This is a genomic window from Haloarcula sp. KBTZ06, assembly GCF_048595605.1.
In the GTDB taxonomy this organism is placed as follows: Archaea; Halobacteriota; Halobacteria; order Halobacteriales; family Haloarculaceae; genus Haloarcula; species Haloarcula hispanica.
Window position 1 is genome coordinate 1 of record NZ_CP184339.1, and the last position, 23,894, is coordinate 23,894.

Below are 23,894 nucleotides of genomic sequence, written 5' to 3' on the forward strand. Positions count from 1 at the left end.
GACTGCGTAGCCGGCGGTTCTGAACCGAGGCCCAAACGTCACACCCGTACGTACGACCTCATTCCGTGATACAGAAGACGGAGCAGAGAACTACTACTTCGCGGAAAATGGGATCTCAGAGCGGTTCCAATTCCTTTCAACCAGATTGAAAGCCACTTGTTGCGCTCGTGTGGAACAGACGAATGTCACAAAGCGACGTTAGAGTAACTGTAACTGCTGAATTAGGGACTGGATCTTACGTCCCACATGCTCGTGTGGTATGTTGTCACCCTTCGCGAGTGACAAGGCCGAGGAAAATAACATACGTACTCATGTTAGAATAGACAACATCGGTGGATAGTACCACTTTCCAACGTGATTGGAAACATTTTGGCTCTCGGCGGAATCTATTTCACTCTGCAAAAAAAAGCGCATCCATGGCCTCGCAAAACAACAAAACGATCAGTGCGGTTGAGACAACGCTGGATATTCTCGCCGCGCTCGAAAAACGTGAACCGGTCGGTCTCTCCGATCTCGCGTCTCATCTGGATATCCCCACAAGCACTGTGTTTATTCACCTCAACACACTCGTCCAGCGTGACTACGTCGTCAAGGAATCCGGGCAGTATCGCCGGTCTTTCCGCTTTCTGGAGCTGGGAGGCAGCGTTCGGCAGAGACTAGACATCGGTCGACTGCTTCGCAATAAAGTTGAGGAACTCAGCAGAGAGACCGGTGAGATTGCTGGTGCCGGCATCGAAGAGAACGGCCAGCGGGTCATCCTCTACAGGAGTTCAGGCGGAAAGGCTGCGGGCGACGAAATCCCTATCGGGAATCACACCGAGATGCACTGGACATCGCTGGGCAAAGTTATTCTGGCGCATCTTCCGGTCGAAAAACGAAACGAAATCGTTGCCGACCATGGACTTCCGAAAGGGACTGATAACACGCTGTCATCCCGGTCCGATCTCGAAGCGGCCCTCAAGCGAGTCCGTGACCAGGGCTACGCGATAGACGACGAGGAGCATCTCAGGGGCGTTCGCGGTGTCGCCGTTCCGATATTCAACGACGAACAGGAGGTCATGGTCTCCCTCGGTATCACTGGACCCAGAGATAGATTCACTTCTAGGTATATGGCAAATCTGTTAGAGGTGCTTCGATATACGAAAAACGAAATCGAAGTTCGAAGTCAGTACTACGAATACAGTACTATAGACGGATAGACGGGTGGCCGACGTTGAAAGACGTCGAACGCCCGGAGTCGGACCCGGATGGCGTCGTCGCTCAGGTCGACGCCTGCGGAGTCTGCCGGAGCGACTGGCACGACTGGATCGGTAACTGGGACTGGTTCGACTACAGTGCAGACCGCCGCCGCCCGTATGGCTCCTGTTACTCTCGAACTGGGCGGGAAGTCGCCGCTCGGTGTCTTTCCCGATGTGGACGTAGAAACGGTAGTTGCCGCTGCCGCGGCATACGTCTACTACAGCACCAGTGAGGTCTGTGACGCACTGTCGCGGGCCATCGTCCACAAAGACATCCACGACGAGTTCGTCGACCGACTGGCGCCCCGGGCTGGATCGTACACGCTCGGTAACCCCTCCTCGACTATGCCCGATGAAACACACTGTTCTGATGTGATAGCCAACCCTGGAGACGCAATACAAATACTGAATCACGTATCACCTCTTGTGAGTATAAACATATCTAGCACAGTTCTTCTGAATATGCTCCGAACGAATACTGGGTTCAGACTAGTAGTTAGTATAACCGAAAAGATAGAACGAAAATTGGGAAATACCAGATCATATCTATATGCTTATACCTATACTATAGGTGAGTGTCTATATATCCGATTGTTCTTCTGCTTCTGTTTGGGTGTCGTGCCGCGGGTTCCACGCTCGTGCTACGCCGCACTCGGCAACCACTCTGTTGTATCATCCGCTTCAGGCCCCATGGTTTCAATACGCTCTGTTATCTCATTCGGAAACAGTGACTCTCAGTCGCCACCGCTCCTCACCAAGCAGTTTTTTCGGTGTTGTTCGGGAACTCCTCGCCAGACGTGCGCCACTCGAACTGACTGAGCTTCTCACTTCTATAGTAACAATTGAAACGATTTACACACTGATCGCACTGCCGTCGTGCGATCAGGTGTGCATTGATTTTCAATGGCTACTATATCCGGTGCCAACTACGACAGTGCGATGACCGAACGCTCTTCCCCGACAGAATGACACCACAGGCTACTGATTCCGATATTTCGGATACCACTGCCGAAACACCTGTCCGAACAGCCGACTCGACGTGGTGGCTCGTGGCTGGTGCGAGCCTGATTTCGATGGGATTGGCCGCATACGAGATCGTCCCCGCAAGCGTCACACCGCTTATTCGGGACTCACTGCGGGTCGGGCCGACAGCCGCCGGCCTCCTCGTCGGAGTCATGTTCGGCACCGCTGTCGTCGTCAGCCTCCCTGCCGGGGCTGTGCTGGACCGGACTGATTCGAGGAGTGTGATGGCCCTTGCGGTGGGCATCTTAGTCATCGCAGGGATGTGGGGCTGGCAAGCCGGCCGCCGTGGCCAGTACGAGACAATCCTTGCATCTCGTGTACTGGGAGGCACCGCGTACGTCGTCGTCTGGAACGCCGGTATCGACATGGTGAGCCGGGCCGTCGAAAGCTCCAACCGTGCGACAGCAGTCGGCATCTTCACTGCCAGTGGCCCGGTCGGCTTCGCACTCGGACAGGGAACGGGGCCGCTTATCGCCCAGCGGTTCGGCTGGCCGGCTGTCTTTCTGGCCTTCATTGGTCCTGCAATCGCGGGCCTGGCCGTCTTCTGGCCAGCGAGTCGCGGGCACGGCGGGAGCCGCGGTGATGCCCCGTCCTTACAAGAATTCGGCGCAGTACTCCGGAGCCCGAGCGTCTGGCTCGTTGGTATCCTCGGCTTCCTCGGCTACGCGCTATACCTGTTCGTAAATAGCTGGGGCTCGTCGTATCTCACGCAAGGCCTTGGCTTCTCTCTGGCTGTGAGCGGACTCGTCGTTGCCGTATTCCCCGCTGTTGGCGTCATATCTCGAATCAGCGGCGGACTCATCTCGGATCGGGTCTTTGACGGAAGCCGGCGACCGGTCGTGTTGTGGTCGTTCGGCCTCGCCGCTCCGCTTCTCCTCGGGTTTACGCAGTTCCGCTCGCTGGCACCGCTCGTTGCTGTCCTCCTGTTGATCGGATTTGCGGTCCAGTTGACGCTCGGCCTCTCGTTCACGTACGTTCGAGAGCTCGTTGACCCGCGCGTCGCTGCAACGGCGGTCGCGTTCCAGACCAGTATCGGCCTGGCAGGGGCGTTTGTTGCACCGATCGCCGGCGGAGCCGTAGTAAACAGAGCCGGATTCGAGCCGGCGTTTCTACTGGCCGGCGTGGTCGCCGTCGCCGGTATCATCGTCGCCTGGCAGGCCCCAGAGCCGGGACGGCAGTAGGAAAGTACGTGTTCGACTCCGTATACCGCGACACAGTTCTCAAGCCGCGTCCCCGGGATATCGGCTCAACTGATTTGATGCTAGCCTGTGAATTGCAAACGAATGCCAGCCGAATCGTTCACACTCACGGCCGCGCAGGTAGAGCCCGTCTACCACGACAAGGAGGGAACGCTAGACAAGACATGCCGGTACATCGAGCAGGCGGGTCGGGACGGTGCAGACATCGTCGTTTTCCCGGAGACGTACTTCCCGGGATACCCATACTGGCGAGGCAGCGTCTCTATCTCCAGATGGACTGACCTGATGGTGGACCTCCAGAAGAACAGTCTCCACGTCGACGACGAGGCTATCGAGGTACTCGGTGAGGCAGTCGCGGAGGCGGACCTCACGCTCGTGTTGGGCACGAACGAAATCAGTGACCGGCAGGGAAGCGAGACGCTCTACAATTCGCTGTTTTACTTCGACAGTACGGGGGAGCTGATGGGTCGACACCGGAAACTGATGCCGACCCACGAGGAGCGAGCCATCTGGGGTCGGGGCGACCCATCCAGCCTGGCCACGTACGAGACGGCTGTCGGACGGCTCGGCGGCCTCATCTGCTACGAGAACCATATGACGCTTTCGAAGGCAGCGCTGACCGCAATGGGCGAGGAGATACACGCCGCCGTCTGGCCCGGCTTCTGGGAACAACACGGTCATCCAGGGGACAAGACCCGAGCGGAGACGAGCGAGGCCGTGGATACCTGCGATATCTATCCTGCCATGCGGGAGTACGCCTTCGAAACCCAGTCGTTCGTCGCCGCGTGCTCGGCGTACATGAGCGACGCTGTTCCAGACGGCTTCTCTGAGGACGAACTCGGGTTCAACGTCGCCGCGGGCGGGAGTATGCTCATCAACCCGGCAGGGATCGTCAAAGCCGGTCCGCTGGTTGGTGAGGAGGGACTCCTGACTGCCGAGTTCCAGGACGACGAACGGCGGGCGACAAAGGCGTACTTCGATGCGGTGGGTCACTACACCCGCTGGGACGCAGTGAGCCTGTCTATCAACGACGAAACGTTGGCGGCCTCACAGCCGCGAGAACCCAGCGAAAATGCAGTCGCCGGAACCGGTTCACTCTCGGCAGCACAGGCACAAGCGGTCGCCGACGAGTACGACGTTCCTGTCGAGGCTGTCGAAGCGGTCGCCGATAAACTGACCGACTAACCACGATTAGTTATAGTAGCCATTGAAAATCAATGCACACCTGATCGCCCGACGGCAGTGCGATCAGTGTGTACATCGTTTCAATTGTTACTATAGGTAGCTCTCAAATAAACCACACATGCTACGCGGCTGAGTTACTTATTGTAACTGTCCGGAATCAGCACGACGCCGTGGAAGTCGAAGAGGTCGGAAACAGCCGCCTCGATACGACCGAAGTTCGGTGGTAGCGCGACTGCCGGTAGATAGAAATCGGCGTTTGAGAACTCGCTATCCGCGGTGGATTGGTTTTGTGGTTCACTCATATCAATATAGTATACTGGGTACAGCCTTCTAAGCTCATTGTAGGATAATTACGGGTGTTTATTACGGAAAATTATAAACGATTGTTAATACAGATTCCGATAGAGACGTATGCTGCTCGCCGAATTAAATGGGTCCATGACATATAACTTCTGAGTTGTTTCTCGTTGCTTCGTCGCTTAGACTGCATCCATAGACTCGTTCTCATTGGCGAAAACACAGTCTCACGAACACGATAGGAGCTATTTGGGACGGCAGTCAGCTTTTTATTTTTGCCCTCGTGTGTGCACCTGTGCATGTAAACATTGACGTGGAGACCCCGCGTACATACAGCAGTTCACAGATGATAGTGCTCCGTTGTCGAACTGGTATTCGTCTTTGACGCTTCGATTGTAATCTCCGTACCACAAAATGTCAATAACGACGAAAATACACATCGAACACGAACGCCTCGCTCTGGTTCCAACGTTACAGAACCTCGAAGACATAGCGATACGTGTCATTACACAGGGGAATACTGATCCGGGCTCCACCGTGTTTCCATTCCTCATCGAGTATCGTGACAGAGACCGACTCGAAGAGATGCTCGATGCCGACCCGACAGTCCAGAGCTACGAACTCGTCGACTGGACCGACCAGACCGGCATATACTACATCGAACACACCCCCGAAACGAAACTCATCAGCTCTGTCGTCACGGATGTCAACGGATTTCTCGTCCATACCGAAACGAAGGGCAACGGATGGCTCGTCCGACTCCTCCTCCCCGACCGAGAGGCACTCAACACGATCTGGGAGTATGCCAACGAGAACGACATCTCGCTCGATATCATCGAAATCTACGGAAACACGGACACCGGCGGCGAGTCGTCGTACGGCTTGACCGATGAGCAGCGGACCGCACTGACAACCGCATACGAAAACGGTTATTTCGGCGAACCCAGGGATATCTCCTTGAACGAAGTCGCCGACGAAATCGGACTGTCCTCGACAGCGATGAGCGGCCGTCTCCGGCGGGGTATGCGGAACCTCATTGCAGCAACAATAATCGACAGAAAGGAGTGAGTCCACAGTTCCGCCACTGGGAGCGCTCGGAAGGCGTTCCAATCGTTTTACCGATTTAAACCAACTCTCGTGACATCGAATCGCATTTGAAACTGTATCCTGGTGTATGTGCACACAAATATCGAAAATAGAGTCATTGATGCAGATACTGGACCTATCTAACCGTGGTGTTTACTCGGATCGCCCGCTCGAATCCTTTTGACGGTAGACCGGTCGCAATGCTTTCGCGTCTTTGTTGTATCCCAACCACACGCTCAACGCTGTTGCGGCGAAGACAAGATACACGGGGAACAAGAGAACAAGTGCGTATCCAGCAAACACCGGTGTCAGGACGTCTAGCCAGTACAGTGTCGCAATCCCGGCGAGTCCACCGACCGCGCTCGCGATAATTCCCAGGCGAAACGCCTGAGCAGCGGCGGGACCGGGCGACAGGTGAATCGTATCCATACGGCGTTTTATATGGCTGGTACCTCATAAGTCGCGCGCGAGATACGCTATCAAGGTCCGGGCTAGCATTGGTGTGGCGACATCCCACTGGTTCAGATCCAAACGGCAGGATTCCAGTTCCAGAATACGACTTGCTGTCACTTGAAACAATGTCCGTATAGTAGCCATTGAAAATCAATGCACACCTGATCGCACGGCGGCAGTGCGATCAGTGTGTACATCGTTTCAATTGTTACTATAGCTCGGGCAGCGGATTTGATGCGTCGGTTTCGAGCGGTGGCCTCGCTCGTCGGTGGGACGGACTTATTACCAGCAGCCCGACAAAGAGGTACGTATGAAACTCTCGCTGATCGCCGCTGTTGCGACTAACGGCGTGATCGGTGCCGGCGGCGACATTCCGTGGCAGTATCCCGAGGATCTGATACATTTCAAACAGACGACTATCGGTCATCCGGTGATTATGGGCCGGCGTACCTTTGAGAGCATCCGCCGTGATCTCGACGGCCCACTCCCGGAGCGATTGAACATTGTTCTGACTACGACGCCGCGTCACCTTCCTGACAGTGTCACGGCTGTCACCTCGACGACGGCGGCGTTGACCGAAGCGGCCAACAGCGGCGCATCTACGACGTATGTCATTGGCGGCGCTACTGTGTACGAGCAGTTTCTCCCAAAGGCCGACGAGCTAATCCTCACCGAACTAACGGCAGCGTTCGACGGCGATACGGTCTTCCCGACCGTCGACTGGTCGCGCTGGTCCGAGACGGAACGAACGATACACAGCGACTTCGACATCGTCAAATACACCCGAGTCAGCAGTGACCCGGACTGATATCTGCCGAACAGTCACACCAACCGCTCGGTCGTGTTCCGTGCCGGTCGTTTCGTACTACAGCTACCAGTTTCAGCCGAGTAGCGAGATACCAGATACTGTTGAATATTCATGTTCTGGGGCTGTTAAACAACGGTTGTGAGTGTCGAAATTGCCCGCAAAGTCCCTCCCGCATATAAAACCCAGAAGCAAGTAACAATATCCTTTATTAGTATTTCACATCTTCTTTCATAGGCATGACCGGTAACGAGGAACATCCTAACCATCCCAGTGTCGACCAGTCAGATCGGACTGTCCCCCGTAACCTCCGCCAGACTGGTGACCCCAACATCGAGATGTTGGTGTCAACGCGCGTTCGAAAGTCCCCGTTCTTCCACAAGTCGTTCAACGAGGAGGGTGCCTGGCGGGCGACCGTCTACAACCGCCTCTATCACCCGCGCGGTCTCATCGAGCCCGAGGACGGCGGCGTGATGAAGGAGTACGACGCACTGACCAACACCGTCACCCTCTGGGACGTCGCCGTAGAGCGACAGATTCGGGTCAAAGGGCCCGACGCCGAGGCGCTGACGAACTACGTCGTCACCCGCGACGTGACAGGTATGGACGCCATGGACGGAAAGTACGTCATCCTCTGTAACGAGGACGGCGGCGTCCTGAACGACCCCGTTCTCCTGCGCCCCGAGGAAGACGAGTTCTGGTTCTCTATCTCGGACTCGACGCTGATGCAGTGGCTGCAGGGCGTCAACGTCGACAACGACTTCGACGTCGAAATCGATGAGATCGACGTGGCTCCGATGCAGATTCAGGGCCCGAGGGCGCTCGACGTGATGGTCGACGTCGTCGGCGACAAGGTCAAAGACGTCCCGTACTACGGCCTGATGGACGCCGAAATCAACGGCTGTGATGTGTTGATCAGCCAGACCGGCTTCTCGGGTGAGAAAGGCTTCGAGGTCTACGTCAAAGACGCGATGGAAAACGCCGAACAGGTCTGGGACCCCGTCATGGAGTCCGTCAAAGACCACGACGGTCGCCAGATCGCACCGGGACACCACCGCCGGATCGCCGCCGGTATCATGTCCTGGGGCCAGGACCTCGACCACGAGACCTCGCCGTTCCAGGTCAACCTGGGCTACCACGTTCCCGACGACAAGGAGGCCGACTACATCGGCAAAGAGGTCCTCGAAGAGCAGAAAGACCAGATCGAGAACGGCAACTACCCGTTCGAGCACAAGCTCATCGGCCTGAAGATCGCTGGCGAGCCGATCCGTGACTACGCCCCCGACTTCTGGCTCATCTCCGACCCGGACACGGGCGAAGAGTGTGGCTACCTCACCTCGCCGTGGTGGAACCCGGATCTCGAAACCAACATCGGGATGGGATTCGTCCCGGCCGAGAAGATTCAGGAAGTCACCGACACGCCGCTCAACGACGAGATCTACGACGAGGAACTTGATCTGGAGTTCCAGGTCCATCTCCCCGACGAGTACGCCGACGAGCCCGGTGAGCCGGTGTTCGCGACCGCCGCGAAAGTGCCGTTCAAGGAGTCTGTCAACCCGAGCGCCCGTGAGCAGGCGAAGCTCAACGCCCGGAAAGAGGCCGAAAGCGACGACTAATCCCCACTCCGTCTGTCCCAGCAGTCCGCACACCCACCTGTCGTCCGCCGCTATTTTACCTCCCGACTGCCGCGCCCGGTTTTCACTGATGCCGTTGTAGCCCTCCGCCCCCTCTCCTGCAGTTCCGCGGCCGTATAGATGCTGCCCGGAAAATCTCACTTCACGTTTCTTGCTGGACTGCGTTGGGGATCTCTGGCCACCGTATGGCTCGCTGGCGGTCTCTGCCAGCGAGACGGTCGAAAACAGGTAGTTGTAGCTGGGTGGCCCGAGGCCGGACAGTAAGTAGATCGGTTTCAGGAGTCGAGACGGTTGTGCCGCCATTTTTCCGTATCAGGCGTCTGATTGAACGTGTAGATGTGGACGCCGCGGATGTTGTACTCGTCGTCTCCGACGTAGGGCGCGAGGCCGTCGATGAGTTCGTCGGGTTCGTAGGTCCCGCGGGAGCCGACCAGTTGCTTGACGAACCCGAGAATGCCCGTCGTCTTCCTGAGGAACTTGATCGAATCACCGACACCGACCTTTTGAGAGATTTGCATCAGGCGCTGGTAGTTCATCACGCCCGGGATACCGACTTCGACCGGGAGTTCGATACCGCGAGCACGGATGCCCTCGACCCACTCTAGCACTGCATCTGGATCGTAACAGAGCTGGGTGACGATGTATGTCGCGTACGGCGCTTTCTGTGCCATCGACTCCGCCAGCGTCTCGTCGTCGATGAAGTCGTGGCCCTCGGGGTAGCCCGTGATTCCGACTTCCTCGAAGGAGTATTCGGTCTCTGCGAGCGCTTCGAGCAGGTCGTGCGCCGACTCGTACTCACCGGCCGGTTCCTCGCGGTCACCTCCTGGGACGAAGATGTCCGTGATGCCTGCCTGCTCCAGTCGCTCGGCGATCGCTTCGAGTTGCTCCTGGTCTTCCACATACCGGGCCGCGATGTGCGGCACGACATCGAACCCCATTTCGGCGGCTTCCTCCGTCTTTTCGACGGTTTTCTCGATGCCGAGTTGTGGTGAGGTCGTGATTGCGATCGTCGCATTGTCGGGGAGGTGGGTAATCTCCTCGTCGAAGCTCTCGAACGGCATCAGTTCGAACCGGGCGCTCGTCAGCAGCGTCCGGACACCCTGACTGTCTGAGACAGCGCGTGTTCCGAGGGCCATGAGTTGCCAGACATAAGGCGCACCCGTACTTTTCTCTGTGGGTGGGGCATCGAACCCATTTATAAGAAATCGCTTCTATCACGCGCTATGAGGCGCACACTGCCGGATCCGACTGGCCACAGTCCCGTAGGAGACAGCATGGTCCGGTTCGTCCGCGAGCCGGCAGAGGACGAGATCTAACAGATTGAGTTGCTCCAGCAGGTCCCGGGTCTGGCCACGGTCGAGACTCAGGCATCGCTGTACCTCGTACACCGTGTCGGAATCGATGACCGCGTCCGCGACGTCTTGCAGCTGGACATCAGCTGGGAGTCCAATCCCGTCGGTGACCAGTTGCTCATCGGGGAGTTCTCCGACCGATTCTTCGGCGGGACCGGGCGACTCGGCTGAGACAGGCTCGACCATGTTGACCTGCTCGTCCTCATCCGAGGTCCCTGATTTGGCCGATGGTTCTTTCTCGTCATCGCTGGATGTGTTGTACGTGTTTGGGACGTGGATGTCCGCTTCTATCATGTACCGGCGGACCGTCTCGGAGGAGACGTCCATCTGTATCTGCTCGGCGATCTCCCTGAAGTTGTCACACTCGTCGTACAGTGCTTGCAGGTAGTCGGTGTCCTCGTACGGTGGGACGGAGTCGTCGCGGACGGCGGCGAACGGGCCGGATTCAGAGTCGTTCTCGCCACCAGACTGGGGAGCCGCTGTAGCCGCGCCGTCAGACTGTGGGCTTTCCCGTGTACCGTCGCCTCCCTCACTGACAGATTCTGCATCAGAGATAGCAGAATCAGCGAGTGAGGTACCACCGTCGGTGCCAGCCGAACTCACTGCGCGGACCGTCGTCGCGTCGGCGGGGCTAGCCTGGTCAGGCCCACAGTCGACGCTGGCTGCCTCGTCTGGCGCGCCCATGGCATCAATTGTCAGCTCTACCGTCAGGAGCAAGCCGTCGTCAGTAACCGTCGCCGAGGCATCACCTATCGACAGTGAGGTCCCAGCGGTCGACGGAAGTTCAGTGGCCGACGGTGAGAACGTGACTTCGAGGTCACCACTGTCGGTTAGATTCGCCGTCTCCGGGCTGAGACCTTCGTCAGCGCCGCCGCCGGAACGCAGCGAGACCGGCATCGCCACCGTCACATCGAGGACTGCATCACCGGTGTCGGCCGGCAATGCTTCGACGGTCTCGATGGACCGACCGCGGGATTCGTACGCATCGATGACCTCCGCGAGCGCCGTGAATGCGGTGTGAAGTCCCATGTCATTGAGTGACTATGACACGTTATGGTGTAGAGATAGGTGTGGAATACCGAACCCATTTATAAACTTCCCCAAAACTACGGCTAGCAACACACGTCTGAAACAGTGCCCGCAGGCGGCTCCTCGGATACGTCTCGGTTATCGCGGTGTCGCGATGCCTGCGAGGCGTTCCCCTTTCACGACGACAGACTCCCTGGCAAGCGAGAATATCACTCCTCGTTCTGTCGGTGAGACGACCTGTTGTTGCTCGAACGAGGAGGGTTCGTAGACAGCCCCCAGTCGCTCCCCGGCGTCGACAGTGTCACCGACGGTGATGTCCGGCCGACATTCGAACAATCCCGATTCCGACGCGGTGACCGGCTCCGCGTCGTTTCGGAGTACCGTCTGTGCCGCCTTCGACTCCGGCTCTGCCGGGAGGACTGCCCACTCGCGCAGGAGATTCTGTATCCCGTCGACACCAGCCGCAACCGCGTCCTGTGCTATCCGGCGACTGTTCGATAGCTCCGCCGTGATAACCGGAATTCCGGCTGCCGCAGCCGCAGCACGGAACGTCCCGCCAGAGCCGTCGTCGCCGGTGTCCTCGGACTCGTCGGTGATTCTGTAGGAAGTACCGAACGCTTCGGCGAGGCGCTCGGCGGCCGGGTCGCCCGCCCGGCATCTGACGTGTTCCAGCATATCTGCCGTGCCGGTGTGGAGATCGACCGCGGCGTCCGCGTCTTTTACGAGTTCCCACAGCCGAGCGGCAAACTGTTCCTGTAGGCTTCCGGACTCGTCTCCCGGCCACACGCGGTTCAGGTTCGGGTTCATCACGTCGTACTCGCCGGGGGTCATGTACGACCGGTGATCGAACGCGAGCTGGTTCACGACTGGGATGACAAGTACTGTCCCGGCGATAGCCGCGTCGGTCAGGCGGTCGTGCAGTCGCCGTAACGCGGCTGGGCCGTTGAGTTCGATGCCGTGTTGCGCCGCCTGAATATACACTGTCGGCCCGGGGCTGCCGACGTACCGGTGGACAGTCACGGACACGGCTCGTCCTGACGGGAGTCTCCCGAGCCGTCGGTCAGTCGTCGTGTGCGTGACGGCGGTGTAGTCCATATCGATGCCCGGCGGCGCGCAGGCAAAAGCGCTGGGAGTAGGAGCGTCGCTGGGCCACACGGAGCGGTGCTGTGATACTCCTTCGGAACAGAACCACTGACCGGTAGAGCGGCTGTCGCCGGTGTGAAACCCCGTATCATAAAAATCACAGAGGGCTGTTAACATATAACTTGACAGTACAATAGCGTGTTGGACACTGCTCGGAGTTTCTGACCGGAAGCGACAATCACCACAGGGGACCCAAATCTATTAACAATGGTACTCCTGTTATTCTGAAACACTACGTGATAATGCGATGTCAGTTTGCAAAGGAGGTGGACCAGGCGGTAGCTATATTGCCACGCCATAGCACGTTCTACCCAGAGTCATGGAGCCTACCGATAGCCTGCCGACCCAGGCCGATACCGTCATCGTCGGTGCCGGAATCGTCGGCTGCAACATCGCCTACCAGCTGACAGCGCTCGGCCGTGAGGACGTGGTCGTAGTCGACCAGGGGCCGATGCCAACCACTGGTGGATCATCCACCCACGCTCCCGGAATCATGTTCCAGACCGCGGAGCCGAAAGTCCTCAGCCAGTTTGCGGACTACAGCCGTCGGCTGTACTCGGACCTCGAGGGCGCGGATGGGCAGCAGGCCTACAACGAAACAGGCGGCATCGAAGTCGCGCGCAGCGAGGAGCGCATGGACTTCCTCCAGCGTCGCGTCGAATACGCCAAGGCCTGGGGCATCGAGGACCCGCAGTTGCTCTCGCCCGAAGAAGTCACCGAGCACCTCCCGCTGGTCGACGCCGACCAGATCAAGGGCGGCTACTACTCCCCGACGGACGGGCAGGTCTCGGGCGTCGTCGCGTGTGACGCACTGGCCAGGGAAGCGATGGACGGGGGCGCGAAGTTCGTGCCGCACACGCGCACCGAGGACGTCGAAACAGCGGACGGCGAGGTCCAGGCCGTCGTCACGGAGAACGGTAGTATCGAGTGTAACGAGGTCGTCGTCGCGACGAACATCTGGGCTCGCCAGCTCGGCGAGAAACTCGACGTACACCTGCCGGTGACGCCGGTCGAGCACCAGTACACGATGACGGAGTCCCTCGACGAACTGGCCGACAGCGCGGTCGACATCACGGACCACCCGCTGTTCGAGAACTACGAGAACGTCTCCGGGGAGAAGGCAAAACGGCTCCTCGTGGGTCCGGACCGGCCGATTCTCCGCGACCAGGACAACGCGATGTACTACCGGAACCACGGGGACTCCTACGGTATCGGCTCGTACAACCACGAGCCAATCGTGCCCGATCCACAGGACCTCGGCGGCAACGACCCCGACGGCGAGCAGGGCTCGGTCCACGAGTTCACGGACTACCACATGGACAACGCGACACATCCGGACCGGCCGGACAAGGCCCCGCGACAGGCCAGCGACGAGCTGTTGCCCGCGACGGCCGGCAAGGAACTCGAACACAAGTACAACGGCATGTTCGCGGAGTCGCCCAACGGACTCCCCGTGATGGGGCCCGTCCAGGAGTACGACGGCCTCTGGACGGCGGCGGCCATCTGGGTCACCCACGCCGGCGGTGCCGGCAAAGCGCTCGCCGAGTGGATGGAACACGGCGTCCCGCGCCTCCCTGACGGCCCGATTGACCTCGCCCACTGCGACGTGAACCGCTTCGACGAGCACGAGGGCAGTTGGGACTTCGCTCGGGACATCGGCGGCGAGGAGTACCGCATCGTCTACAACATCATGCACCCCAAGTGGGTCTGGACCGACAAACAGCGGGACATCCGTCGGACTCCGATGTACCACACCCACAAGAAGTACGACGCCGAACTGTGGGCCGAGGCCGGCTGGGAGGAACCCCACTGGTTCGACTCAAATGCCGACCTGCTGGCGGAGTACGGTGACCAGATCCCCGACCGCGAGGGCTGGGAAGCGAAGTACTGGTCCCCCATCGAAGGCGCTGAGGCGCTGAACGTCCGGGAGAACGTCGGCCTCCACGACATGACTTCCTTCAACAAGATAGAGGTCATCGGGAGCGACGCCGGCGAGTTCGTCCAGTACCTCTGTACGAATGACATGGATATCGACGTGGGCGACGTGAAGTACACGCTGATGTGTAACGAGGCCGGCGGCGTACGAGCGGACATCACGGTCACGCGAACCGACGAGGACCGCTACCTCCTGTTGACGACCGGCCGCGAAGTCGGGAACAACCATGTCGCGTGGGTGCGCGAGCAGTCCCCCGACGACGTGGTCGTCAACGACGTGACCTCCAGCCTGGCGGCGATGGTCTGTACCGGCCCGAACGCCCGGAAGGTCCTCTCGAAGATCACCGACGTCGACCTCTCCGACGACGCCTTCCCGTTCTTCACGAGCCAGCAGTTCTTCGTGAAGAACATTCCCGTCACCGCGCTCCGCGTCTCCTACGCGGGCGAACTCGGCTGGGAGTTCTACACGCCCTCGGAGTACGGCGAACGCCTCTGGGAGCACATCATGGAGGCCGGCGAGGAGTACGGTATCCGGCCCTATGGCAACGGCGCGCTGAACTCGCTGCGAATCGAGAAAGGCTTCCGCCTCTGGGGGAAGGACCTCCACACGGAGCACAACCCGTACGAGGCCGGCCTCGGGTGGGCCGTCGACCTCGAAACCGACTTCATCGGCAAGGAGGCCGTCGCCGCGGCCGCCGACGGCGACAACATCGACCACAAGGTCGCGTGCCTGACGCTCGACGACGAGGATGCCGTCGTGCTGGACAACAAGCCAGTCCTCGACGGCGACGAGACTATCGGCTATCTCCACAGCGCCGAGTACGGTTACACCGAAGGGGCCTGCGTCGCGTACACGTACCTGCCGCCCGAGTACGCCGAACCCGGGACCAGCGTCGAAATCCTCTACGAGGGCGAGCGGTACGACGCAACCGTCCGCGAGGAACCGCTCGTCTGAGAGCGGTCTGTGACCAGCCGCTGGTTCTATCGGGATTGTAACACGCTGTGGTTCAGTCCCGCACTGCGGTTTCTTCTCGCTACCTACTGATACCCGACGGCTCGACACTGGTCGAAATACCTCTCTGTGACTCCTCTACCCGACGTTCTCTTTTTGCGTGGGTTCCGGCCACCGGTGTATTTAAGAATATGACAGAGACAGTCACAAACGAGATACATGAGCACAGAGACTCCCCCGTCTCGGGCGGATACTGTTGTTATCGGTGCCGGGGCCGTTGGGTGTAGCGTCGCGTATCACCTGACGGAACTCGGCGCGGAAGACGTCGCAGTCATCGATCAGGGGCCGCTGCCCGTCACTGGCGGGTCGTCAGTCCACGCACCCGGCATCATGTTCCAGACGTCGCCGTCGAAGATACAGACGAAGACAGCCTACTACACCAGTCGGCTCCTCTCTGATGCCGACGTCTACGACGAGGTCGGTGGCATCGAAGTGGCCCGGAGCGAGGAGCGCATGGACTTCCTCCGTCGACGCGTCGAATGGGCGACTTCCTATGGGCTGCCGGAACCGCAGTTGCTCTCGCCCGAGGAAGTCACCGAGCACCTTCCGATGGTCGACGAGGACGAAATCCTCGGTGGCTACTACTCGCCGACTGATGGACGCGTCGACGGCATCGGCGCGCTCCAGTGGTATATGGAAAACTCTTCGGCGTCGTTCTACGGGAACACGGAGGTCACGGATCTGGATGTTTCGGGGGGTGAAATCAACGCGGTCGAGACCGATCAGGGCCGCATCGACTGCGAGCGAGCGGTCATCGCGACGAACAACTGGGGCTACCAGACCGGCCAGCTGGCCGGGCTCGACCTCCCGATTGCGCCAGTGGAGCACCAGTACGTCGTCACCGAACCGATGGACGAACTCGCCGACGCCGAATCCTCGGTCGGCGACAACACGACCGGGCTGGACGTGCCGGGCGACCGCTCCATCGCGGAGTACATGAGCGAGGGGCCACACCAGCCAGTCGGCCGCGACCAGGACCACTCGCTGTACTTCCGGACCCACGGCGACGCGCTCGGGATGGGCTCGTACAACCACGAGACGCTCTCGGTCGACCCCGAGGCGATGGGGAAGAACTCCGAGGAACACCAGGCGTCAGTTAGAGGGTTCACGAAGGAGCATTGGGAGACACCGACCCACCGCGGCCGAGACAAGTCGGCAAAGCAGGCCTTCGACGAACTGCTGCCGGCGACACAGGACGTGGAATACGAGGCCACCGAGAACGGTATCTTCGTATTCACGCCCGACGGGATGCCGGCCGTCGGCGAGGCGGCGCAGGTCGACGGCCTCTGGACCGGACTGGCTATCTGGTGGACCCACTCCGGGGGCTACGGCCGCATCCTTGCCGAGTGGATGGAAAACGGCGTTCCCAGACTGCCGTCCGGCCCGGTCGACACCGGCGGCATTCACGTCCGACGGTTCGAACCGCACGCGGGCGAGAAGGACTACTTCGTGGACCGCGGGGCCAAGCGGTACGAGCAGGTGTATAGTATCGTCGAGCCGCGGTGGCAGCCCGACGACCACCGGGGGCTCCGGACGAGTCCGTTCTACCACCAGCAAAAGGAACTCGGCGCGGAGTTCTACCAGAGCGGCGGCTGGGAGACGCCACAGTGGTACGAGTCGAACGCCGACTTGGTCGAGAAGTACGACGACCGGATTCCCGCCCAGAACGGTTGGCAGGGCATCAACCGTTCGAAAATCGAGGCCGCCGAGCATCTCCACACCCGCGACAAGGTGTCGATGTTCGACATGACGACGTTCAGTTCGATCATGGTCGAAGGCGAGGGGAGCCAGGCGTTCCTCCAGCGGGTCTGTAGCAACGACATGGATCTCGACGTCGGGCAGGTCCGCTACTCGCTGCTGTTGAACGAGGGCGGTGGCATTCTCGCGGACATCACGGTCGTCAAACTCGACGACGAGGAGTTCATGGTGACGACCGGCGGCGGGAACTCCCCCGGCATCCACGGCGGTCACCTGGAAGACGAGGCCCCCGAGACGGTGTCGGTCCACGTCGAGGAAGGCGCGAAATCCACAATCGGCCTCTGGGGGCCGAATTCGCGGCTCCTCCTCCAGCGGTGTACCGACACGGACGTGACCAACGAAGGGTTCCCCTACTTCTGGGCCAAGCAGATGTACGTCGGCGACGTCCCGGTCATCGCGCTCCGGGTCTCGTACGTGGGCGAACTCGGCTGGGAGCTGTGGGCACCGACAGAGTACGGCCAGCGCCTCTGGGAGACGCTACAGGACGCCGGAGAGGACCTCGGTGTCCGGCCGATGGGCGGCGGTGCACTCAGTTCAATGCGGTTAGAGAAAGGCTACCGCCTCTGGGGGACGGACATCGACACGGACTCGAACCCCTTCGAAGCTGGACTCCCCTTCGCTGTCGACATGGACACAGACTTCATCGGCAAAGAAGCTCTGGAGGCCGCACGCAAGGCAGGTATCGACAGCAAAATCACGCCGGTCACGCTCGACGACTCGACGGACATCATGCTGAGTGGGCGGCCGGTGCTGAAAGACGGCGAGGCCATCGGCTACGTGCAAGCCGGAAACTACGGCTACAGCATCGACGAATCAATCGCGTACACGTACGCTCCGACCGAATACGCCGAAACCGGCACATCAGTCCAGATCCAGTGTGAGGGTGAGACCTACGACGCGACGGTGCGGGACGAGCCGCTGTTCGATCCGGCTCGGGAGCGCATCACCAGATGACAGGCCAGCGCACCGACCCACCAACTTTGACATAAGGCCCGCGACGATACGAACACATGACACATACCGAATCGGACACGCTACCCGTCACATACGCAGACATCGAACGAGCCCGCGAACGTCTGGACGACGACACAGTTGTAAAGAAGACGCCAGTCGAACGGAGCTCGTCCCTTGGTGGGTTCGTCGACGCCGAGGTGTACCTGAAGATGGAGCACCTCCAGTGGACAGGGTCGTTCAAAACCAGAGGCGCGTACAACAAGATCTCGCAGGACGTTGCCGATGACGTGGAGTCCTTCGTCGCCGCCAGCGCCGGGAACCACGCCCAGGGTGTCGCTCTCGCCGCGACGAAATGTGGGGCAGAGTCAACGATTTTCATGCCGGAGAACGCGCCACAGGCCAAGATCGACGCCACGAGGGCCTACGGCGGAAGCGTCGAACTGGTCGGCAACGACTTTCAGGAGACGATGTCCCACGCCAAAGCCGTCGTTGAGGAGACTGACGCCGAGTTCGTTCACGCCTACGACGATTTGGACATCATTGCCGGACAGGGGACCCTCGGTACGGAAATGTACCACGACTGCCCCGACGTCGACACAGTCATCGTCCCCATCGGCGGCGGCGGACTTATCAGCGGTGTCTCGACCGCAGTCAAGCACCTCTCGCCCGAGACGCGCGTCGTCGGCGTTCAGGCGACCGGCGCGGAGACGGTCCACGAAAGTCTCGACAAAGGGATTCCGGTCGTGCTCGACGAGGTTGACACAATCGCTGACGGCATCGCCACAGGCGGCATCTCGGAGACGACGCTCGACATCATCGAGGCGAACGTCGACGAGGTCGTCACTGTTTCGGACACCGACATCGCACAGGCGATTCTCCTGTTGATGGAACGGGCCAAACAGGTCGTAGAAGGTGCCGGGGCCGCCTCCGTGGCTGCCGTACTGAGTGACAGCCTCGACGTGTCGGGTGAAACGGTGATGCCGCTGCTCTGTGGCGGGAACCTCGACATGACACAAATGCGTGAGGTTCTCATCCATGCGCTCACGGAGCGCCAGCAGCTCCTTCAGCTTCGGGTTCGCATCGACGACCAGCCGGGTGTGATGGAGGAGATCTCGGGGGTCATCGCCCGGCAGGGAGCTAACATCCACGACGTTCGCCACGAGCGGTCCGTCGAGAACCTCGAAATCGGGGAGGCGTACCTCGTCTTCAACGTCGAGACGAGCGGTGCCGAGCATGCACAGACCATCATTACGGCGATACGCGACGCGGGCTACCCCGTCGACAACGTCGCACGGAAGGCCCAAAACGGCGCACTGTGAGCCGGAATCGGCATTCAGATCGACGGATCGACGCCACGAGCGGGGAAACCTATAACAGGTGTGTGGGGGAATTACACATGAGTCAGGCACCATGTACGACCACATACTCGTCCCGTATGACGGCAGTGATGAGGCCCGGAGAGGGGCAGAACACGGCATCGAACTCGCCGCTGCACTCGGCGCGACAGTCCATGCATTGTACGTCATTGACCTGCCGGGCACGCCGCGTGCGCTTGCGCTCAGAGATGACGAAGAGGAGATGCGCGAGGAGTATCGAAACTACGGGGAAGAGGTTCTGGCGAATCTCGGGAACGTCGCCCAAGAGCACGGCGTCGATTACAAGACGCATTTCAAAACCGGCGCACCCAGCGAGGAAATCGTCGAGTTCGCTGAAAACGAAGACATGGACGCGATTGTCCTGGGCTCGGCGTTCCGTGGAAAGCTCGGGAACCTGCTCGGTGGGACAACCGATAAAGTGGTCCGGACGTCGAGCATTCCAGTCATCAGTCAGCGGATGAGTGTCAACGACATTTGACACCAGCTACGCGTCTATCAGTCGCGTCTCACGTATGTAGATCACCAGGCTGGCGCTGAGGAAACTGAATCCTGCGAGTCGGAAGTCGCCGACTGTCATCCCGACGAGGCCGACGCCCATCAGCAGTGCTGCCACCGCGGCTGCCCCTGTTGCCAGAAGTCGTGCCATACTGATGCTAAGTGGGAGTCCGAAATAAATACGCACCCATCAAGCGGTGAGACAATCGAAGACTCGTCGACAGCCAGCAAACCTCAATGTACTAGATAGGAGAAATGTCTGCCGAGTCACAGCCGTACAGTGCTTCAGTCCGTAATATATTGGTGTCTAAGGTGAAGTTTTATTACAGTTGCATCAGTGCATAAGTATGAGACTGTGTAGCACACAAAACACGCCGACAATAGCCCTGCGGGCACGTCGTGTCCGCCCGAGCGAGTACAGTAAGACAAACAGGATGCGACTGCTGTAGGCGCGCTACGCCGGGATGTCGTTACCATGACGGTGGCAACGGACTACGACAGAGGACGACCGCGACTACGACAATGAGACACCACAGACCAGTACCGCGTTCGAGAGGGGTAACGTATGGCAAACAGTGACGACCAAACCGGGGAAATGTCTGACGGGCTTCAGGTCGAGTTGTTCCATCCGGAGTCCGACCGCGAACCCGGTGATACGAACATTCAGGCGGCTGGATTCGACATCCATCCGGTGGTATTCCCGGTGGCGCTGGTGATCATTGCGCTGTTCATCGCAGTGACGATACTGCTCGGTGACACCGCAGCCTCGGCGTACACATGGCTGTTCAATACCATCGGGGACACTTTCGGCTGGTTCTACCTGCTGGCGGTGAACGTGTTCATCATCACACTGCTTTACTTCGCGTTCAGCAAGTACGGCAATATCAGAATCGGCGGCGTCGAGGCCGAAAAGGAGTTCAGCGACTTCTCCTGGATGGCGATGCTGTTCAGCGCCGGCATGGGTATCGGCCTCATGTTCTTCAGCGTCTCGGAACCGCTGTACTACTTCCAGAACCCCCCGAGCTTCTTCGGGGCCGAAGCGGGGACCGGCGCAGCGGCGTCCGCCGCGATGGCGCAGACGTTCTTCCACTGGGGCTTTCACCCGTGGGCGGTGTACGGCCTAGTGGGACTCGGCCTCGCGTTCTTCTCGTTTAACCGGGGACTCCCACTCACCTTCCGGTCGATATTCTGGCCCCTGCTGGGCGAGCGGATTTACGGCTGGCCGGGCCACATCATCGACCTCGTGACGGTGTTCGCGACGCTGTTCGGGCTGTCAACCTCACTGGGACTCGGTGTTGCACAGGTCAACACGGGGCTCTCCTACGTGGGCGGCGACATGCTCGGTGCGGTGAGTGTCCCGACAGGGACCTGGCCGCAAGTCGCGCTCATCGCCGGGATCACGCTCATCGCGACCCTCTCGGTCGCAGCGGGGCTCGACGGCGGTGTCAAGCGGCTGAGTACGCTGAACCTCTACCTGATGTTCGCACTACTCGGGTTCCTCGTCATCGTGGGTCCGACGGTGTACATCTTCGGGACGTGGGCAGAGGGCCTCGGCGCGTACTTCGGAAACATTCTGGCGCTCGGGTTCTTTACCGGGACGCTCAACGAAGCGGCGAACGGGACCCCCACCGCCTGGACCGTGTTCTACTGGGGCTGGTGGATCGCGTGGTCGCCGTTCGTCGGGATGTTCATCGCGCGCATTTCGAAGGGTCGGTCCGTCCGGGAGTTTGTACTGGGCGTGCTGTTCCTTCCATCGATGTTCTCGACGCTCTGGCTCTCGGTGTTCGGCGGCAGCGCGATGTTCAACTCCCTGCTGGGGAACGGACAGGCGCTGGCGACGTACAACGAGGTCGGCCAGACCGTCGCGATGTTCGCCCTGCTGGAGCAGTTCCCGCTTGGCGTGGTCAGTGGACTGATCGCGACGCTGCTGGTCATCACGTTCTTCGTCACGTCGTCTGACTCCGGGTCACTGGTCATCGACCATCTGACTTCGGGCGGAAAGCACGACGTGCCGCGAACACAGCGGATATTCTGGGCCCTTACCGAGGGCCTTGTCGCGTCTATCCTGCTCATCGGCGGCGGGCTGACGGCGCTCCAGACGGCCGCAATCACCACAGGACTCCCGTTCGCGTTCATCCTGTGTCTGATGTGCTATACAGTGTATCTGGGGCTCGACAACGAGTACCAGATACTCGAATCGGAAGAGTTCGCAGAAACGATTCAGGACCTCTCTGAACGGGATGATGTCGACGTCGTGACCGCCGGCGACGAAATGGTGACAGATATCTCCGACCCGGGAGACGACACGGCGACGGGTACCGACTGAAACCTCTCGTTTTGCGTTTTCCGACGCGACCGGTAGTGTCAGATGCTATAGCCAACAGCGGCCGAAACCGTTCACGCTACCGGCCGCCCAGTTCTGTTTCGACCGTCCGTTCAGAGTGTATCCAAATCCGGGCAGAGCCGCCGATTCCGAACGCGGCGATGGCGAGGCTGGACACGATACTGCCGGCGGGTGAAAGCAGAACCCACGAGACAGCGCTGAGAAACGCTCCGATGAGGAGCCCGTATGTTGGTCGGCGGCTGCCAAAGATATCAGTGAGGAGTGTGCCGACCACGAGAAAGCCGAAGCTTGTGAGTACCAGGACGAACGCACTACTGATGAGAATCGCGACACGGACGAATACCCCGCCAGCGACGCTGAGGCGGGCTAGCGTTGTTGCCCCGTAGAGGCCGACGATACCGACGATCACGTACCCAGCGATGCCGTAGAGGACGGCCGTCGCCGGGCTGTCCGAAATCGCGTCAATCGACTCGTTGACGTAGTTCCGCCGCAGCCGGAGCACCAATGCGCCGGCCACGAGCACGAGAACGAACGAGACGAGCCCGCGGAGCGGTCTGGACAGTTCGGTGCCAACGCCGGGCATCAACTGTCCCACGACGGGATTCACAACAGTTGCCGCCAGTCCCGGGACGGTCGGCGCAACACCGACAGCCGCGTCAACACTCATATGCCACATACCGCGGGTCGCCGTGAAAACCTATCGACCGCTCACCATCGGGTCAGCGTTCGTACTGCCCGGAAATTTAAGCCGTCAGAATACATACCATGTCACAGTGTCTGGATGGCTCGCAGCTCTGCTCTCGAAGCTTGTCTGGGTCGGCAAGCGGGTGGCCGCGCCACTCCAGCGGAGTGACGGGCCGAACAAGTTCAGGCTGTCGAGCATGGACACGGCAACGACGACGTACGACGGTGACATTGGGTGGGCGAGACGGCCGCCAGCGACGGTCGAATGTCCGCGATGCGAGTCGGAAATCTTCCAGCACAACGCGCGTGACAGCATCGACTGTCCGCGGTGTGTCGGCGAATACAGCCACGACGAGTTCGCCGACCTGCAGCTCCTGTATCTCACCTGCCCGGTCTGTCGGAGCCGGATGGAGCACGGGCAACGCCACCCCGAGCGGTTCGACATCCCCGAGTGGGCGACCTGCACGGACTGTCGGTACCACTGGGAGTTCGAACACTCCTACGACCGCAGTACTGATTGAGACGATGGGTACACTGATCACTGCTGCCGTTTGGCCGGTATGCGTTGCTTCGAAACGGCTACGAGATCAAAAGCAGGGTGATGCCCAGTTCCAACACGCGAGTGGGATTCTGCCGTCAGTAATACTTCCAGTCGTCCTCACGGCTCCCTTGCACGACGCCGTCGTCCTCCTCACTGTCCGCCTCTTCTCGCTCATCGGGCCAGCGGATACCGTCTCCGGTGAGACTCTTGTACGCGAAGGCACCCAGAGCGACGAGTATCAGCAGAAGGACGACGGTTCCAGCGACTGCTGCCACCTGCCCGACGGATTCAAGCAGGCCCGAACCGAGCTGCGCCAGGAACTGTAGCATACATACTGTTCGGGCTGCACAG

General features: G+C 59.9%; 21 protein-coding genes. 13 read left to right on the top strand and 8 right to left on the bottom strand.

The window, feature by feature from the left end; all coding sequences use genetic code 11:
• The first annotated feature begins 416 nt into the window (after positions 1–416).
• From ACNO8S_RS16645 to ACNO8S_RS16660, 4 genes are all read left to right on the top strand, one after another.
• On the top strand, positions 417–1,199 hold the full coding sequence (locus ACNO8S_RS16645; RefSeq protein WP_420182934.1) for an IclR family transcriptional regulator: 783 nt from the start codon (positions 417–419) through the stop codon (positions 1,197–1,199).
• A gap of 156 nt (positions 1,200–1,355) precedes the next feature.
• Complete coding sequence (locus ACNO8S_RS16650) at positions 1,356–2,057, top strand: aldehyde dehydrogenase family protein (protein ID WP_420183005.1); 702 nt, start codon at positions 1,356–1,358, stop codon at positions 2,055–2,057.
• 146 nt (positions 2,058–2,203) lie between these two features.
• Positions 2,204–3,442: an MFS transporter gene (locus tag ACNO8S_RS16655; RefSeq protein ID WP_420182935.1), complete on the top strand. Its 1,239-nt coding sequence runs from the start codon at positions 2,204–2,206 to the stop codon at positions 3,440–3,442.
• 102 nt (positions 3,443–3,544) lie between these two features.
• Positions 3,545–4,645 (top strand): carbon-nitrogen hydrolase family protein, encoded by a 1,101-nt coding sequence (locus tag ACNO8S_RS16660; protein WP_420182936.1) that lies wholly within the window; start codon positions 3,545–3,547, stop codon positions 4,643–4,645.
• 134 nt (positions 4,646–4,779) lie between these two features.
• On the opposite strand, the gene ACNO8S_RS16665 is transcribed toward ACNO8S_RS16660, so the two are convergent.
• The gene (locus ACNO8S_RS16665) at positions 4,780–4,947 is read right to left on the bottom strand and encodes a hypothetical protein (protein ID WP_008312034.1); all 168 of its coding nucleotides are present in this window, start codon (positions 4,945–4,947) and stop codon (positions 4,780–4,782) included.
• A 409-nt stretch (positions 4,948–5,356) separates the two neighbouring features.
• Here ACNO8S_RS16665 and ACNO8S_RS16670 point away from each other — a divergent pair, with 409 nt between their 5' ends.
• A complete protein-coding gene (locus tag ACNO8S_RS16670) occupies positions 5,357–6,010 on the top strand; it encodes a helix-turn-helix domain-containing protein (protein ID WP_014031192.1) in 654 nt (217 codons plus the stop codon).
• 171 nt (positions 6,011–6,181) lie between these two features.
• Here ACNO8S_RS16670 and ACNO8S_RS16675 read toward each other — a convergent pair whose 3' ends face one another.
• Positions 6,182–6,457, bottom strand: a complete 276-nt coding sequence (locus ACNO8S_RS16675; protein ID WP_014031191.1) for a hypothetical protein — start codon at positions 6,455–6,457, stop codon at positions 6,182–6,184.
• A 334-nt stretch (positions 6,458–6,791) separates the two neighbouring features.
• Here ACNO8S_RS16675 and ACNO8S_RS16680 point away from each other — a divergent pair, with 334 nt between their 5' ends.
• Entirely contained in the window at positions 6,792–7,289 is a 498-nt protein-coding gene (locus ACNO8S_RS16680; RefSeq protein ID WP_050006942.1) for a dihydrofolate reductase, read from the top strand.
• 236 nt (positions 7,290–7,525) lie between these two features.
• Positions 7,526–8,902, top strand: a complete 1,377-nt coding sequence (locus tag ACNO8S_RS16685; RefSeq protein WP_014031189.1) for a glycine cleavage system protein T — start codon at positions 7,526–7,528, stop codon at positions 8,900–8,902.
• A gap of 293 nt (positions 8,903–9,195) precedes the next feature.
• On the opposite strand, the gene ACNO8S_RS16690 is transcribed toward ACNO8S_RS16685, so the two are convergent.
• From ACNO8S_RS16690 to ACNO8S_RS16700, 3 genes are all read right to left on the bottom strand, one after another.
• Complete coding sequence (locus ACNO8S_RS16690; RefSeq protein ID WP_420182937.1) at positions 9,196–10,056, bottom strand: methylenetetrahydrofolate reductase; 861 nt, start codon at positions 10,054–10,056, stop codon at positions 9,196–9,198.
• Between the two features lie 78 nt (positions 10,057–10,134).
• Positions 10,135–11,301: a hypothetical protein gene (locus tag ACNO8S_RS16695; RefSeq protein ID WP_420182938.1), complete on the bottom strand. Its 1,167-nt coding sequence runs from the start codon at positions 11,299–11,301 to the stop codon at positions 10,135–10,137.
• A gap of 138 nt (positions 11,302–11,439) precedes the next feature.
• Positions 11,440–12,396, bottom strand: coding sequence for a succinylglutamate desuccinylase/aspartoacylase family protein (locus ACNO8S_RS16700; RefSeq protein ID WP_420182939.1), 957 nt, complete (start codon positions 12,394–12,396; stop codon positions 11,440–11,442).
• A 367-nt stretch (positions 12,397–12,763) separates the two neighbouring features.
• Between ACNO8S_RS16700 and ACNO8S_RS16705 the strand changes: the two genes are divergently transcribed.
• The 4 genes from ACNO8S_RS16705 (at position 12,764) to ACNO8S_RS16720 (ending at position 19,957) form a co-directional block, all read left to right on the top strand.
• A complete protein-coding gene (locus ACNO8S_RS16705) occupies positions 12,764–15,334 on the top strand; it encodes a GcvT family protein (protein ID WP_151147355.1) in 2,571 nt (856 codons plus the stop codon).
• 216 nt (positions 15,335–15,550) lie between these two features.
• Entirely contained in the window at positions 15,551–18,103 is a 2,553-nt protein-coding gene (locus ACNO8S_RS16710; RefSeq protein WP_420182940.1) for a GcvT family protein, read from the top strand.
• 56 nt (positions 18,104–18,159) lie between these two features.
• Positions 18,160–19,422 (top strand): threonine ammonia-lyase, encoded by a 1,263-nt coding sequence (gene ilvA / locus ACNO8S_RS16715; protein WP_420182941.1) that lies wholly within the window; start codon positions 18,160–18,162, stop codon positions 19,420–19,422.
• Between the two features lie 91 nt (positions 19,423–19,513).
• On the top strand, positions 19,514–19,957 hold the full coding sequence (locus ACNO8S_RS16720) for a universal stress protein (RefSeq protein ID WP_014031182.1): 444 nt from the start codon (positions 19,514–19,516) through the stop codon (positions 19,955–19,957).
• A gap of 6 nt (positions 19,958–19,963) precedes the next feature.
• On the opposite strand, the gene ACNO8S_RS16725 is transcribed toward ACNO8S_RS16720, so the two are convergent.
• Entirely contained in the window at positions 19,964–20,125 is a 162-nt protein-coding gene (locus tag ACNO8S_RS16725; RefSeq protein WP_005533017.1) for a hypothetical protein, read from the bottom strand.
• 414 nt (positions 20,126–20,539) lie between these two features.
• Here ACNO8S_RS16725 and ACNO8S_RS16730 point away from each other — a divergent pair, with 414 nt between their 5' ends.
• Positions 20,540–22,300, top strand: a complete 1,761-nt coding sequence (locus tag ACNO8S_RS16730) for a BCCT family transporter (protein WP_050038312.1) — start codon at positions 20,540–20,542, stop codon at positions 22,298–22,300.
• A gap of 76 nt (positions 22,301–22,376) precedes the next feature.
• On the opposite strand, the gene ACNO8S_RS16735 is transcribed toward ACNO8S_RS16730, so the two are convergent.
• Positions 22,377–22,985, bottom strand: coding sequence for a hypothetical protein (locus ACNO8S_RS16735; RefSeq protein WP_050006941.1), 609 nt, complete (start codon positions 22,983–22,985; stop codon positions 22,377–22,379).
• A gap of 106 nt (positions 22,986–23,091) precedes the next feature.
• On the opposite strand from ACNO8S_RS16735, the gene ACNO8S_RS16740 reads away from it, so the two are divergent.
• Complete coding sequence (locus ACNO8S_RS16740; RefSeq protein ID WP_230458915.1) at positions 23,092–23,523, top strand: hypothetical protein; 432 nt, start codon at positions 23,092–23,094, stop codon at positions 23,521–23,523.
• A gap of 115 nt (positions 23,524–23,638) precedes the next feature.
• Here the strand turns inward: ACNO8S_RS16740 and ACNO8S_RS16745 are convergent, their stop codons facing one another.
• Complete coding sequence (locus ACNO8S_RS16745; RefSeq protein ID WP_050006940.1) at positions 23,639–23,872, bottom strand: hypothetical protein; 234 nt, start codon at positions 23,870–23,872, stop codon at positions 23,639–23,641.
• Between the last annotated feature and the right edge of the window lie 22 nt (positions 23,873–23,894).

Excerpts from the sequence above, each read along its gene's own strand:
- ACNO8S_RS16645 (WP_420182934.1), top strand. The coding sequence starts at position 417 with ATGGCCTCGCAAAACAACAAAACGATCAGTGCGGTTGAGACAACGCTG.
- ACNO8S_RS16730 (WP_050038312.1), top strand. The coding sequence starts at position 20,540 with ATGGCAAACAGTGACGACCAAACCGGGGAAATGTCTGACGGGCTTCAG.
- ACNO8S_RS16660 (WP_420182936.1), top strand. The coding sequence starts at position 3,545 with ATGCCAGCCGAATCGTTCACACTCACGGCCGCGCAGGTAGAGCCCGTC.
- ilvA (WP_420182941.1), top strand. The coding sequence starts at position 18,160 with ATGACACATACCGAATCGGACACGCTACCCGTCACATACGCAGACATC.
- ACNO8S_RS16710 (WP_420182940.1), top strand. The coding sequence starts at position 15,551 with ATGAGCACAGAGACTCCCCCGTCTCGGGCGGATACTGTTGTTATCGGT.
- ACNO8S_RS16720 (WP_014031182.1), top strand. The coding sequence starts at position 19,514 with ATGTACGACCACATACTCGTCCCGTATGACGGCAGTGATGAGGCCCGG.
- ACNO8S_RS16670 (WP_014031192.1), top strand. The coding sequence starts at position 5,357 with ATGTCAATAACGACGAAAATACACATCGAACACGAACGCCTCGCTCTG.
- ACNO8S_RS16745 (WP_050006940.1), bottom strand. The coding sequence starts at position 23,872 with ATGCTACAGTTCCTGGCGCAGCTCGGTTCGGGCCTGCTTGAATCCGTC.
- ACNO8S_RS16735 (WP_050006941.1), bottom strand. The coding sequence starts at position 22,985 with ATGAGTGTTGACGCGGCTGTCGGTGTTGCGCCGACCGTCCCGGGACTG.
- ACNO8S_RS16705 (WP_151147355.1), top strand. The coding sequence starts at position 12,764 with ATGGAGCCTACCGATAGCCTGCCGACCCAGGCCGATACCGTCATCGTC.
- ACNO8S_RS16665 (WP_008312034.1), bottom strand. The coding sequence starts at position 4,947 with ATGAGTGAACCACAAAACCAATCCACCGCGGATAGCGAGTTCTCAAAC.
- ACNO8S_RS16700 (WP_420182939.1), bottom strand. The coding sequence starts at position 12,396 with ATGGACTACACCGCCGTCACGCACACGACGACTGACCGACGGCTCGGG.
- ACNO8S_RS16685 (WP_014031189.1), top strand. The coding sequence starts at position 7,526 with ATGACCGGTAACGAGGAACATCCTAACCATCCCAGTGTCGACCAGTCA.
- ACNO8S_RS16650 (WP_420183005.1), top strand. The coding sequence starts at position 1,356 with ATGGCTCCTGTTACTCTCGAACTGGGCGGGAAGTCGCCGCTCGGTGTC.
- ACNO8S_RS16690 (WP_420182937.1), bottom strand. The coding sequence starts at position 10,056 with ATGGCCCTCGGAACACGCGCTGTCTCAGACAGTCAGGGTGTCCGGACG.
- ACNO8S_RS16675 (WP_014031191.1), bottom strand. The coding sequence starts at position 6,457 with ATGGATACGATTCACCTGTCGCCCGGTCCCGCCGCTGCTCAGGCGTTT.
- ACNO8S_RS16680 (WP_050006942.1), top strand. The coding sequence starts at position 6,792 with ATGAAACTCTCGCTGATCGCCGCTGTTGCGACTAACGGCGTGATCGGT.
- ACNO8S_RS16655 (WP_420182935.1), top strand. The coding sequence starts at position 2,204 with ATGACACCACAGGCTACTGATTCCGATATTTCGGATACCACTGCCGAA.
- ACNO8S_RS16725 (WP_005533017.1), bottom strand. The coding sequence starts at position 20,125 with ATGGCACGACTTCTGGCAACAGGGGCAGCCGCGGTGGCAGCACTGCTG.
- ACNO8S_RS16695 (WP_420182938.1), bottom strand. The coding sequence starts at position 11,301 with ATGGGACTTCACACCGCATTCACGGCGCTCGCGGAGGTCATCGATGCG.